12 protein-coding genes are annotated in these 11,842 nt (G+C 71.8%); 9 read left to right on the top strand and 3 right to left on the bottom strand.

From position 1 onward, the window contains the following. Positions 1-34: 34 nt before the first annotated feature. The 5 genes from ACPPVX_RS18440 to ACPPVX_RS18460 all read left to right on the top strand — a co-directional run bounded on the left by ACPPVX_RS18440 (position 35) and on the right by ACPPVX_RS18460 (position 5,617). The gene (locus ACPPVX_RS18440) at positions 35-493 is read left to right on the top strand and encodes a hypothetical protein (protein ID WP_426572044.1); all 459 of its coding nucleotides are present in this window, start codon (positions 35-37) and stop codon (positions 491-493) included. 4 nt (positions 494-497) lie between these two features. Next, the gene (locus ACPPVX_RS18445; protein ID WP_426572045.1) at positions 498-941 is read left to right on the top strand and encodes a c-type cytochrome; all 444 of its coding nucleotides are present in this window, start codon (positions 498-500) and stop codon (positions 939-941) included. A gap of 27 nt (positions 942-968) precedes the next feature. Continuing rightward, positions 969-1,721, top strand: coding sequence for a hypothetical protein (locus tag ACPPVX_RS18450; protein WP_426572046.1), 753 nt, complete (start codon positions 969-971; stop codon positions 1,719-1,721). A gap of 5 nt (positions 1,722-1,726) precedes the next feature. Next, on the top strand, positions 1,727-3,322 hold the full coding sequence (locus ACPPVX_RS18455; RefSeq protein WP_426572047.1) for a DNA polymerase Y family protein: 1,596 nt from the start codon (positions 1,727-1,729) through the stop codon (positions 3,320-3,322). Positions 3,323-3,433: 111 nt separating this feature from the next. Then, positions 3,434-5,617, top strand: a complete 2,184-nt coding sequence (locus ACPPVX_RS18460) for a YceI family protein (protein ID WP_426572048.1) — start codon at positions 3,434-3,436, stop codon at positions 5,615-5,617. Positions 5,618-5,741: 124 nt separating this feature from the next. Here ACPPVX_RS18460 and ACPPVX_RS18465 read toward each other — a convergent pair whose 3' ends face one another. Then, positions 5,742-6,665: an acyl-ACP desaturase gene (locus ACPPVX_RS18465; RefSeq protein ID WP_426572049.1), complete on the bottom strand. Its 924-nt coding sequence runs from the start codon at positions 6,663-6,665 to the stop codon at positions 5,742-5,744. A 227-nt stretch (positions 6,666-6,892) separates the two neighbouring features. On the opposite strand from ACPPVX_RS18465, the gene ACPPVX_RS18470 reads away from it, so the two are divergent. Further along, positions 6,893-8,113 carry a hypothetical protein gene (locus ACPPVX_RS18470; RefSeq protein ID WP_426572050.1) on the top strand — a complete coding sequence of 407 codons (1,221 nt, stop codon included), beginning with the start codon at positions 6,893-6,895 and terminating at the stop codon, positions 8,111-8,113. An 18-nt stretch (positions 8,114-8,131) separates the two neighbouring features. On the opposite strand, the gene ACPPVX_RS18475 is transcribed toward ACPPVX_RS18470, so the two are convergent. Together ACPPVX_RS18475 and ACPPVX_RS18480 are read right to left on the bottom strand one after the other, a co-directional pair. Beyond that, complete coding sequence (locus tag ACPPVX_RS18475) at positions 8,132-8,449, bottom strand: hypothetical protein (RefSeq protein ID WP_426572051.1); 318 nt, start codon at positions 8,447-8,449, stop codon at positions 8,132-8,134. A 34-nt stretch (positions 8,450-8,483) separates the two neighbouring features. Beyond that, positions 8,484-9,404 (bottom strand): GDP-mannose 4,6-dehydratase, encoded by a 921-nt coding sequence (locus ACPPVX_RS18480; RefSeq protein ID WP_426572052.1) that lies wholly within the window; start codon positions 9,402-9,404, stop codon positions 8,484-8,486. Positions 9,405-9,492: 88 nt separating this feature from the next. On the opposite strand from ACPPVX_RS18480, the gene ACPPVX_RS18485 reads away from it, so the two are divergent. The 3 genes from ACPPVX_RS18485 (at position 9,493) to ftsE (ending at position 11,838) form a co-directional block, all read left to right on the top strand. Further along, positions 9,493-10,395 carry a glycosyltransferase family 2 protein gene (locus ACPPVX_RS18485; RefSeq protein WP_426572053.1) on the top strand — a complete coding sequence of 301 codons (903 nt, stop codon included), beginning with the start codon at positions 9,493-9,495 and terminating at the stop codon, positions 10,393-10,395. Continuing rightward, positions 10,392-11,030 (top strand): class I SAM-dependent methyltransferase, encoded by a 639-nt coding sequence (locus tag ACPPVX_RS18490; RefSeq protein ID WP_426572054.1) that lies wholly within the window; start codon positions 10,392-10,394, stop codon positions 11,028-11,030. The genes ACPPVX_RS18485 and ACPPVX_RS18490 overlap by 4 nt, the downstream gene beginning before the upstream one ends. A gap of 130 nt (positions 11,031-11,160) precedes the next feature. Beyond that, complete coding sequence (gene ftsE, locus ACPPVX_RS18495) at positions 11,161-11,838, top strand: cell division ATP-binding protein FtsE (RefSeq protein WP_426572055.1); 678 nt, start codon at positions 11,161-11,163, stop codon at positions 11,836-11,838. The last annotated feature ends 4 nt before the right edge of the window (positions 11,839-11,842 follow it).

The raw sequence follows: 11,842 nt of genomic DNA on the forward strand, positions 1-11,842 counted from the left end.
CGGCCGGTGTGCCGGGGCTACCATCGCCGCTGCCATGGGTCAGTCGATCGTCGTCAACGAGAAGCCTTCTTCGACCCCCGGGGTCGTCCGCTTCGAGACCAACCGAGCCCTCACGGGCATGGACCACGAGCGCTACCGCGCGGGCACGGAGGTCTGGGGTGACCGTCCGCCCGACGAGCTCGCCCGCCGCCTCCTGGCCAAGCCCTCGGTCGCCGGCGTGCAGATCAACTCCAACATGGTGACGGTCGACCTGGCCAAGGGCTACGACGCCACGGGGCTGCTCGAGGTCATCGAGAACCTCTACCGCTTCTACCCCGACGCTCCCGAGGCGCCCGAGGGTGGAGCCGGGCCCGTCGCCGACCTCGCCGAGCCCGTCGCCGACGCGGCCGAGCCGCCTGCGGCGGAGGCTCCGGTCGATGCCGCGCCCGCCGCCGAGGTCGCCGAGGCTCCGGCCGCCGATCCCGTGCCCGACGCCGACGCTGCTGACGCCTAGGGCCGTGCTGCATCGAGCCGTGGTGGCCGGAGCGATCGTCGTGTCGCTGGGGCTGGGCGGCGTGCTCTCCGCGTGCGGGGGCGACAGCGGATCGCCGGCGCCCAAGCTCAGCGCCGCGGGCGAGCGGGGCAAGACCGTCGCCAAGGAGCAGGGCTGCACCAGCTGCCACACGCCCGACGGCGGCAAGTCCACCGGTCCCACGTGGAAGGGCCTCGCCGGCTCGCAGGTGGAGCTGGCCGACGGCACCACCGTGACGGCCGACGACGCCTACCTCACCAACGCCATCTTGGAGTCGCGCCACCAGGTGGTGAAGGGCTTCGCCAACATCATGCCGGTGTACGAGGGCGAGATCTCCGACGCCGAGCTGGCCGACCTGCTGGCCTACCTGCACGACCTGGCGCCCGCGGCCACCACCAGCACCACGAAGGCCACCGGTTCCGGAGGGTGACGTCCGCCGCTTGCCAGTATCGAACACATGTTCGATACTGGGTGGGTGGCCGTCCCTGCTCCTGATCTCGCTGCGCTCCGCCAGCTCGGCGAGCGGGTCCGTCCGCTCAGCGCCGCAGCCGAGCGGGTGCTGCCCGTGCCGCCTGCGTTCGCGGGGCTGATCCCACAGGGCGGCCTGGTCCGGGGCAGCACCGTCGCCACCGGGGGCAGCGCCGCCACCAGCCTGGCCCTGGCCCTGGCCGGTCCCGCCACCGCAGCCGGGTCGTGGTGCGCGGTGGTGGGCCTGGCACACCTGGGCCTGCTGGCTGCGGCCGAGCTGGGCGTGGCGCTCGAGCGCACCCTGCTCATCGCCGAGCCGGCACCGCAGGAGTGGGCCGGCACCGTGGCCGCGCTGCTCGACGCGGTCGACGTGGTGCTCGTGCAGCCGGCGCAGTCCATCACCCCCACCGTCCAGCGCCGGCTCGTGGCCCGGGCTCGGGACCGGGGCTCGGTCCTGGTCCAGGCCGGCGGCCGCGCCGAGGTCTGGGCCGCGCTGCCCGACCTCACGGTCACGGCGGGCCGGTCGCGCTGGGAGGGCCTGGGGGTGGGCCACGGCCGGTTGCGGGCCCGGCGCGTCGAGGTCGAGGTGGCGGGCCGCCGGGGCGCGGTCCGTCCCCGTCGTGCCGAGCTGTGGCTCCCCGGCCCCGAGGGCCAGATCGCCCTCGCCGCTCCGGCCGCGCCGGTGGTGGGCGTGGTCGACGGGCCGGCCGCGCCCGCGGTGGCCCTGCGCGACGCAGGGTGACGGCCGTGGAGGCCGAGGTCGGCACCCGCACGCTGGTCGTGCTGTGCCCCGACTGGTCCGTGCTCGCGTCCGACCCGGAGCCGGCCGCCCCGGTGATCGTGGTCCGGGCCAACCGGGTGGTGGCGGCATCGATGGCGGCGCGGGCCGCGGGCATCGAGGTGGGGTTGAAGCGCCGCGAGTCGCAGCGGCGCTGCCCGGCGGTCGAGGTGGTGGAGCACGACCCGGGCCGAGACGCCCGGGCGTTCGAGCCGGTGGCCTCGTCGCTCGACGCCATCACCCCGGGGGTCGAGGTCACCCATCCGGGCACGCTGGCGTTCGCCACCCGCGGTCCCTCGCGCTACTTCGGGGGCGACGACTCCTTGGCGGAGCGGGTGGCGTGGATGGTGTCGGGCGCGCTGGGGGGCCGGTGGCCGGTGCGGGTGGGGGTGGCCGACGGCGCCCTGGCGGCACTGCTCGCGGCGCAGCGCGCCCACCGCGAGGGCCGCGCCGCGGTGGTGGTGCCCGCGGGCGCGGGTGCCGCGTTCTTGGCCCCGCACCCGGTGTCGGCCCTGCTCGACACCATCGAGGTCCCCGAGGTCACCGACGTGTGGCAGCGGTTGGGCCTGCGCACGCTCGGCCACGTCGCCGCCCTCCCGCGCGGCGACGTGGCCGCCCGCTTCGGCCATCCGGGGGTGGCGGGGCACCGGCTGGCGTCGGGCCTCGACCTCCGGCCCCTGGCGGCGCGCCGGCCTGCGCCCGACCTGGCCGTCAGCCACGAGCTCGATCCACCCGTCGACCGGGTCGACCAGGCCGCGTTCGTGGCCAAGGCGCTGGCCGACCGCCTCCACGCGGGCCTGGGCGCCGATGGCCTGGCCTGCACCCAGGTGCTGATCGAAGCCACCACCGCCCACGGCGAGGTGCTCGGCCGGTGCTGGCGCCACGAGGGTGCGCTCACCGCAGGCGCCCTGGCCGACCGGGTGCGCTGGCAGCTCGACGGCTGGCTCACCGGTTCGGTGTCGTCCCGGCCCACCGCCGGGGTGAGCCGCCTGACCCTGGTGCCCGTGGAGGTGGTGGCCGCCCGGGGCCGCCAGCTCGGCTTCTGGGGCGGGGAGACGCTGGTCGACGAGCGCATCTGGCGAGCGGTGGCCCGCCTCCAGGGCCAGCTGGGGGCGGAGGCGGTCACCGTGCCCGAGGTGCGCGGCGGGCGCTCACCGGCCGAGCGCGTGGTGCGGATCCCGGTGGCCGCGGTCGACCTCACCGAGGCTCGTCCGGCCACCCGCCTGGCCAGCGTGGTCGAGCCGTGGCCCGGCCAGGTCCCGGCCCCGGCGCCGGCCACCGTGCTCACCGAGCCGGCACCGGTGCTGGTGGTCGATGCCCAGGGCGAGCCGGTGGCCGTCTCGGGCCGCTCCGAGCTGTCGGCGCCGCCTGCGCAGATCACCTTCGCCGGCCGGACGCCGGTGGCCATCGCGGCGTGGACCGGGCCGTGGCCGGTCGACGAGCGCTGGTGGGATCCGGGTCGCCACCGGCGCCGAGCGCGGTTCCAGGTGGTGGACCGGCAGGGAGCCGCGCACCTCTTGGCGGTCGAGGCCGGGCGCTGGTGGCTCGAAGCCACCTACGATTGAGCCGGCGCCGACCGATGTCACACCGACCTGCTGGATATTCGCACCGTCCATGCAAATAGGATGGTCGTGCAGTGCTGTGCCAGGGGGCTCGGCATCGAAGGGAAGCACCTCATGAGCGACGGCGACGCCGGTCTGTCCGATCTGGAACCGAAGCGCACGCCCGTGTCGCTGCGGTCCCGCACGTTCGTGCTGGGCGGGGTCATCGTGGTGCTGGCGGTGGCGGGCATCTTCACGTGGCGCCAGGTGAAGCCCGTGGTCGAGGCCCGCAAGTACTCCTCGGTGACCTACCAGGTGCCCAAGGCCCCCAAGCTCACCGCCGAGGCGGGCGAGACGGTGTACCGGATCGACCCCACCAAGTCGTCGCTCAGCTACGAGGTGCAGGAGACCTTCGCCGGCAAGAAGACGAGCAAGGCCACCGGCACCAGCAACGGCATCGCCGGCGACATCGCCGTCAACGCCGACGACCTCTCCGCCAGCCGGGTCGGCCCCGTGGTGGCCAGCCTCGAGCAGCTCCACTCCGACAACAACCTGCGCGACGCCCGCCTCCGCGCCGACTACCTCGAGTCCAACAAGTACCCCCTCGCCACCTTCAAGACCACCGAGATCTCCGGCCTCAGCGGCAAGCTCACCGAGGGCAAGGACTACCCGGTCACCCTCACCGGCGACCTCACGGTCAAGGAGCAGACCAAGAGGGCCACGTTCGACGGCACCGCCTCGCTGGCCGACGGTGCGCTCACCGCCACGGTCACCGCCAAGGCCAAGCTCTCCGACTTCGGCGCCGGCCCCATCCGCATCGCCGGCATGGTGTCCACCTCCAACGACGCCCTCCTCACGATGGAGCTCACGGCGTTCGATCCCACCGAGCACACCATCCCCACCACCATCACCGGCCCCCACGCCAAGGAGGCGAAGGACGCGCCGTCGTTCGCCAAGACGGTGCAGCCCATCCTCGAGGCCAACTGCGCGTCGTGCCACAACACCGGCCAGATGGGCGCCCACCAGCTCACCATCGACACCGCCGGTGATGCGCAGGCCGTGTCCGACGGGCTCAAGACCGTCACCGCCATCAAGCACATGCCGCCGTGGCCTGCGTCCGACAAGGGCGTGCCGCTGCTGCACAAGATGTCGCTCACCCAGGCCGAGATCGATGCCATCGGCAAGTGGGCCGACGCGGGCGGCGCGCTCGACGTCCCCGAGACCACGCCGATCAAGCCGTCCAAGGGTGCCATCGGCCCGGTGCCCCGCCAAGACATCGTGCTCGACCGTCCCGCCTACACCGGCTCGGTCGACAACACCAACGACTACCGCTGCTTCGTGCTCGACCCCAAGCTCACCGAGCCCACGTACCTCACCGGCTACACGTTCCTGTCCGACCAGGTCGAGGAGCTGCACCACGCGCAGGTGTTCCACATCAGCGGTGAGCAGGTGCAGTCGTCCAAGGCGATCGACGGCAAGGACGGCCAGCCCGGGTGGGGCTGCTACTCCGGCCCGAGCCTCGCCGGCAAGCGCCCCGACAAGGTCCCCGGCCGCGCTCGCACGCGCGATGCCGGGTTCCCCGGGCAGTCCAACCTCGTCGCCGGCTGGGTCCCGGGCCAGGGCCCTTCGGTCTTCACCCACGACTCGGGCATCTTGATGGAGCCGGGCGATGCCCTCGTGCTCCAGCTGCACTACCACTACAGCGGCACCCCCACCCCCGACCGCTCCACGCTGGCGCTGCAGCTCGACCCCGCCGCCAAGAAGAAGCTCAGGGCCATCCGGGTGATCAACCCGCTCGGCCCGGTGGAGATCCCGTGCGCGCCGGCCGACCAGGGCCAGCCGCTGTGCAACCGCGACGCGGCCATCGCCGACAACGTCAAGCTCTACGGCCCGTCCGGTGCGGCCAACGAGCGGGGCCTGCTGCTGCTGTGCGGCCAGACCCCGGACAAGCTCACCGCCACGTTCGACGGCCGGGTCGCCTCCTCGTCCTGCAACCAGGTCGTGCCCGAGGACGGGACGATCGTCTCGGTGCTGGGCCACATGCACACCCTGGGCAAGTCGATCCGGCTCACGCTCGACCCCGACACGGCCAAGGAGAAGATCCTCCTCGACGTGCCGGACTGGAGCTTCGACTGGCAGATGAACTACGAGCTGGCCACGCCGGTCCACGTGACCGCGGGCCAGCCGCTGCGCATCGACTGCTCCTGGGATCGAGGCGCCGATCCGCTCCGCAAGCCGAAGTACATCGTGTTCGCCGAGGGCACCGAGGACGAGATGTGCTTCGGCACCTACGCCCTCATCCCCGACAACCAGGGCTGATCCGCCGAGCGGATCCTCGGGCGATCACCGGGGCCGGCCGCGCTAGAGCGCGCGTGCAGGCCGCGGTGCCGGGGTCTGCGGAGCAGGTGTGGGTGCGCCGGGGCCGGCCCGGTGCGGGTGACCGTCAGGCCGAGGCGGCGGCGAGCTCGGGCTCGAGCTCCTCGTCGCGGCGGGCGGTGAAGCGGCGGCCCACGCGGGCGATGCGCTCCATGCGCTTCACGAGCTTGGCGCGGGCCTGCTCGGCTTCGGGCGTGAGGCCTTCGAGGGCCTCGACGTTCCAGTGGCGCAAGATGACCGGCACCAGCACGGAGTCGTGGTGCACGGTGAAGTCGTAGATGCCGGCGCGGGCGATGGCGTAGGCGTGCGACTCGAAGTCGGGGATGCCGGTTCCGGGCATCTCGAACTCGCGGACCTGGCGCTCCATGGCCAGCACCATCGACGACGGGTCGAGCTCGAGGGCGGCGGTGCCCAGGTCTCGGTAGAAGAGGTGGTGGCGGTTCTCGTCGGCGGCCACGCGCTTCATGACCTCGTAGCCCACCTTGTCGGTGAGGAGCTTGCCCGTGTTGTGGTGGGCGATGCGGGTGGCCAGCTCCTGGAGCGTGACGTAGACGATGCCGTCGGTGACGAGGTCGACCTCGGGGACCTCGCCGCCCTCGACCTGCTGCATGCGCGCCCGCTCGAGCGCCACCGGGTCGAGCATGCGGGTGACGGTGAGGTAGTCGCGCAGGACGATCGAGTGCCGACCTTCCTCGGCGGTCCACCGCCGCACCCAGGTGCCCCAGGCGCTGTCGCGGCCGAAGAGCGCCTCGATGGTCCGGAAGTAGTACGGCAGGTTGTCCTCGGTGAGGAGGTTCACGAAGAGGCTCGATCGGACCGCCGGGTCCATCGGGGCCTCGTCTTCGCTCCACACCTCGTCGGGCTCGAAGTCCCGGCCCCGGCTCCACGGCACGAGCTCGTGGGGGAACCACTCCTTGGCCGTCGCGAGGTGCTTGTCGAGGAGCCCGGCGGCGACCGGCTCCAACTCGTTCAGCAGGGCGGTCTGATCCATGGCCGCCAGCCTACCTACTGGTAGGTAGGCAGACGAGCGCGTCCCTCCTACAACCCCGCTGACCTGCGGATCTGGCCCATCCGGCCACCCTCCGCCGCCGTCCCGTCACCCGAACCGCCTGCTCACCTCGGGGCCTCGGGCGCAGCACCACCGGGGCACGGCCTGCCGGTCCGGGCGGGGCGGCCGCCATCACGGACTCCTCACACCCGGTGCGTAGAACGCTCCCCATGATCTCGGAGCTTCCCGCCGCTGCCCCTGCCGTGCCCGGCCCTCGTCCCCCGCGGTGGCGGGCCCCCCTGTTCGCCGCGGCGGCCATGGTGCTGGTGGGGGTGGGGCTGTCGGGCTGCCTCGCAGCGCCGGCCAGCGTCGACAAGGTGGAGTTCGTCGCCACCAAGACCATCGACGGCTGGAAGTTCGACCAGTACCGCAACAAGGCCTACCCGTGCTCCATCAGCGGGTACCAGACCTTCGTCATCGGCACGAAGGTGGGCCTGTCGCCCAACGTGTCGCGCCCGCTGTGGGTGAAGATGCGCGGCGGCGGCGCCGGCTGGTTCGACTCGAGCGGCACGCCCCAGCCCACCTCCGGCAACAAGTCGGAGGAGTCGTTCGCCACCTCCTTGAGCTTCGACACCCCGGGGCTCATGGAGCAGGTGAAGGCCGCCCCCGAGCACTTCCGGCTCCTGTTGGTGTCGATGTGCAGCCACGACGTCTACAGCGGCAACAACACCCCCGATCCGCACAACCCGAACACGACCCCCGACGGCAAGCTCCGGCCCACCACCGGCCTGGCCGCCACGAAGGCCGCGGTCCAGTACGCCACCGCCAAGTACCCGACCAGCGCCTACTTCTTGAACGGGACCAGCGCCGGTGGGGCCGGATCGTTCAGCGTGGGCTGGGCCCTCCAGCAGCAGGGGCTCCCGCCCACGGGGATCATCTCCGACTCGGGCGTGATCAACCAGGAGTGGGAGCTCTACGTCGCCGCCCACGGCATCTCCGGCTCGACGGGCTGCGGGAAGGCCACCGACGACCGCGGCGACGGTGTGCTCGGCCGCATCGATCCCGAGATCGGCGACATCGACAACGAGCCCGACCGCCTGGTGGCCACGGGCCGCCTCACCGTGCCGGTGCTGCACGTGTGGAACCGCAACGATCAGAACTCGTGCGGCAACGTCCAGATCCCGTGCCCGATGCACGACGGCACCACCGTCACGATGGGTGCCTCGGAGTGCCGCCACGGCCCGATCCGCAACGCGATCCTGGCCCAGGGGCCGTCGTCGAGGAGCAAGGACATGGAGGTCTGCGTGGAGGGGGGCGACGCCTCGGTGCCCTGCGACCGCCACGTGGTGACGGCGGGCGTGCTGACCAACTCCGACACGACGCACGGCGTCCCCGCCGACTTCACGACGGCCATCATGGACTGGGTCCGGGCCCGGATGGCTGACGGCTGATCCACCGGCGGGTGCGCGTCAGGCGGAGGCGGGCGCGGCGAGCTTGCGGTCGTTGAGGAGGTGGGCGCTGGCCGCGCTCACCCCGGCGGCGGTGAGCACCGCGGGCCACGCGCCGATCTTCTTGGCCAACGGGTGCGAGGCGCCGAACGACCCGTAGAAGATGCCGCTCAGGAGGGCCGTGGTGGCGACGCCGCTGGTCTTGGCCCACTGGGTCTTGGCGATGGTGGCGCCACTGGCCATCACCGCTCCGGCCAGCCGGCGATCCTTCGTGGCCTTGCCGACGGCGTAGCCGCCGACGAGCGAGACGAACACGATCGGAGCGGTGCGCACGGCCATCCGGTCAGGCTACCCGCAGCCCCTCCGGGGCGGCTCAGGCCCCGGCGGCCACGCGGCGGCGCCAGTCCTCGAGCAGGTCGGTCAGCGTCTGGCTGATCGGGATCTCGGGCTTCCATCCGGTCGCCTGGTGCAGCCGTTCGTAGCTGCCCCGCAGCACGGGGACCTCGACGGGGCGGAGCAGGTCGGGGTCGGTCTCGAAGCGCAGCGGGATCCGCGCCTGGGCGAGCAGCTGGTCGGCCAGGTCCTGCACGGCGAGGTCGATGCCGGAGCACACGTTGTAGACCTGCCCGGGCTCGCCGTTCTCCATCAGGAGCCGGTAGGCGCGCACCACGTCGCGGACGTCGGTGAAGTCTCGGCGCGCCGACAGATCGCCGATGGGCAAGACGTCGCCACCGTCTCGCTCGGCGCGGGCGATGCGCGAAGCCAGGGCCGGGGCCACGAACTTGTCGGTCTGGCCGGGGCCGAGGTGGTTGAACGCGCGGACGCGCAGGACGGGCAGGCCGTTGCCCAGCCACGCCTGGAGGCCGAGGTAGTCGGCCGCCACCTTGGACGCGGCGTACGGGCTGGCCGGGCGCAGCGGGGAGTCCTCGGTGAGCGGCAGCTCGGAGGGCTCGACCTTGCCGTACACGTCGGCGCTCGACACGGCGAGCACGCGCTCGACGCCGGTCGCGGCGGCGGCGCTCAGCACGTTGAGGGTGCCCTCCGCATTGACCCGGAACGCCTCCACCGGCGCCTTCCACGAGCCACCCACGTCGGCCCATCCGGCCAGGTGGTAGATGGCCGCGGGCTTCACCTCGGCGATGACGGCCGCGACCGCGGCCGCGTCGGTGATGTCGATGCCGTCGGGCACCCGGTCGATGCCGATGACCTCGTCGCCGCAGGCCTCCAGGTGGGCCGTGAGGTGCCCTCCGACGAAGCCGGATGCACCGGTGATCAGGACCTTCACCGGCGACATGGACTGCGAGTCTAGGCAGAGCCACCAACTACCCTTGGCCCGATGGTCGAACGAGGTGCCGGTCTTGGGTTGTGACATTTCTGTGCTCATGCCGGCCTACAACGAGGCCGAGAACCTGGTCGAGGTGATCCCCGCCACGGCGGCGGCGCTCGACGCCCTCGGCCGGTCGTGGGAGATCCTCGTCGTCGACGATGGCTCCACCGACGGCACCCGCACGGTCATGAAGGACCTGCGCAGCTCAACCGTCCGGTACATCCGGATGCGGCGCAACGGCGGGAAGTCGGCCGCCCTCGAGGTCGGGCTCAACCACGTCGCCGGCGAGTACGTCGTGCTCATGGACGCCGACGGCCAGGACGACCCGGCCGAGCTGCCCAAGATGTTCGCCAAGCTCGACGAGGGCTACGACCTCGTGACCGGCCGGCGTGAGGTGCGCAACGACCGGTTCATCAAGCGCAACACCTCGAAGATCTACAACGGCGCCACGTCGATGGTCACCGGGGTGAAGATGAAGGACTTCAACTCCGGGTACAAGCTCATGACCCGCGAGCTGGCCGACAGCCTCGAGATGTACGGCGAGCTCCACCGCTACATCCCGGTCCTCGCGGTCTGGAACGGCTTCAAGGTCAACGAGGTCACCGTCGAGCACCACGAGCGCCTCCACGGCACCTCGAAGTTCGGTCCGGCCCGGTTCTGGCGGGGCTTCCTCGACCTGGTCACGGTCAAGTTCCTCACCACCTACACGGCCCGGCCCTTCCACCTCTTCGGCGGCATCGGCTTCGGCATCGGCTTCGCCGGCACCCTGGTCCTGGTCTGGATGACCATCTCCAAGCTGCTCGGCCACGAGATCGGCCAGCGGCCGGCGCTCCAGCTCGGGGTGCTCCTGGTCGTGGTGGCCGTGCAGATGATCTCCCTCGGCCTGCTGGGCGAGCTCATGGTCAACCTGCGGCGCAGGGACCGGCTCGACTCCACCGCCGAAGGCGACCTGTCGTGACCGCGCCCGAGCGCCCCCGCTCCATCGGTCTGGCCCCCGGGCTCGACGATGCCGCCGCCGGCCAGGACGCCGCCAAGTACGGCACGTCCAACCCGGTCGTCCAGAAGCTGCTCGCCCGCTGGATGGGCACCATGCACACCATCCTGGGCGACACCACCGGGGTGGTCGTCGACATCGGCATCGGCGAGGGCTTCGCCCTCGAGCGCATGTTCCCGGAGCACACGCCCGCCATCGGTCTCGAGTACCGCCACGACAAGGCGCTCGTGGCCTCGCAGAAGCTGCCCGCCGTCTCCGTCGTCCGCGGCGACGCCGGCGTGCTCCCGTTCCCCGATCGGTCGGCAGACCTGGTCACCTCCATCGAGGTGCTCGAGCACCTGCCCGGCTACGAGCAGGCCGTCGCCGAGATGGCCCGCATCTGCGGCGGCCGCCTGGTGGTGTCCGTGCCGTGGGAGCCGTGGTTCCGCCTGGGCAACCTCGGCCGGGGCAAGAACGTCAAGCGCATGGGCAACGACCCCGAGCACGTCAACTTCTTCAACCCGCGCAAGCTCCGGTCCGCCCTCGGCCTGCACTTCGACGAGGTCAAGGTCACCAAGGCGTTCCCGTGGATCATCGCCGAGGCATCCCAGCCCCGTTGACGCCCTGCCACCGTCCGCAACGTGCTCGGGGTGCCACAGGACGCGCGAACCCGCGCGGTAACGTCGCCGGGCGCGCTCCGCTGGACGTCAGGGGAACCGCCGCACCCGCCGACCCTGGGGTCCCTCCCGAATGATCAAGCTCGAAAACGTCTCAAAGGTCTTCAAGGGGGACGTGGTCGCCCTGAGGGAGGCCGAGTGCGAGATCAACAAGGGTGAGTTCGTCTTCCTCGTCGGCCCCTCCGGCTCGGGCAAGAGCACGATGATCCGCCTGCTGAACAAGCAGGAGGAGCCGAGCACCGGCCGCATCTTCGTGGCGGGCAAGGACATCGGTGAGCTCAACAGCTGGAAGGTCCCGTTCCTCCGGCGCAACATCGGCTGCGTCTTCCAGGACTACAAGCTCCTCTCCAACAAGACCGTCTACGAGAACGTGGCCTTCGCCCTCGAGGTGATCGGACGTCCCCGCCACGTCATCAAGACGCAGGTCCCGGCCATCCTCGAGCTGGTCGGCCTGGCCAAGAAGCACAAGAACTACCCCGACGAGCTGTCGGGCGGCGAGCAGCAGCGCGTGTCCATCGCCCGGGCGTTCGTCAACCGCCCTCTGATCCTCCTGGCCGACGAGCCCACCGGCAACCTCGACCCGGCCACGTCGGTGGGCATCATGCGCCTGCTCGACCGGATCAACCGCACGGGCACCACGGTGGTCATGGCCACCCACGACCGAAGCATCGTCGACACCATGCGGCGCCGGGTGATCGAGCTGGACCGCGGCTCCATCATCCGGGACCAGGCCCGCGGCGTCTACGAGTAAGGCA

Origin of the sequence: Aquihabitans sp. McL0605, from assembly GCF_049993875.1 — a bacterium.
Classification (GTDB): Bacteria; Actinomycetota; Acidimicrobiia; order Acidimicrobiales; family Iamiaceae; genus Aquihabitans.

What these genes read in the sequence shown, in the direction of transcription:
- ACPPVX_RS18440 (WP_426572044.1), top strand. Translation starts at nt 35, where the DNA reads ATGGGTCAGTCGATCGTCGTCAACGAGAAGCCTTCTTCGACCCCCGGG.
- ACPPVX_RS18450 (WP_426572046.1), top strand. Translation starts at nt 969, where the DNA reads ATGTTCGATACTGGGTGGGTGGCCGTCCCTGCTCCTGATCTCGCTGCG.
- ACPPVX_RS18460 (WP_426572048.1), top strand. Translation starts at nt 3,434, where the DNA reads ATGAGCGACGGCGACGCCGGTCTGTCCGATCTGGAACCGAAGCGCACG.
- ACPPVX_RS18465 (WP_426572049.1), bottom strand. Translation starts at nt 6,665, where the DNA reads ATGGATCAGACCGCCCTGCTGAACGAGTTGGAGCCGGTCGCCGCCGGG.
- ACPPVX_RS18470 (WP_426572050.1), top strand. Translation starts at nt 6,893, where the DNA reads ATGATCTCGGAGCTTCCCGCCGCTGCCCCTGCCGTGCCCGGCCCTCGT.
- ACPPVX_RS18475 (WP_426572051.1), bottom strand. Translation starts at nt 8,449, where the DNA reads ATGGCCGTGCGCACCGCTCCGATCGTGTTCGTCTCGCTCGTCGGCGGC.
- ACPPVX_RS18480 (WP_426572052.1), bottom strand. Translation starts at nt 9,404, where the DNA reads ATGTCGCCGGTGAAGGTCCTGATCACCGGTGCATCCGGCTTCGTCGGA.
- ACPPVX_RS18485 (WP_426572053.1), top strand. Translation starts at nt 9,493, where the DNA reads ATGCCGGCCTACAACGAGGCCGAGAACCTGGTCGAGGTGATCCCCGCC.
- ftsE (WP_426572055.1), top strand. Translation starts at nt 11,161, where the DNA reads ATGATCAAGCTCGAAAACGTCTCAAAGGTCTTCAAGGGGGACGTGGTC.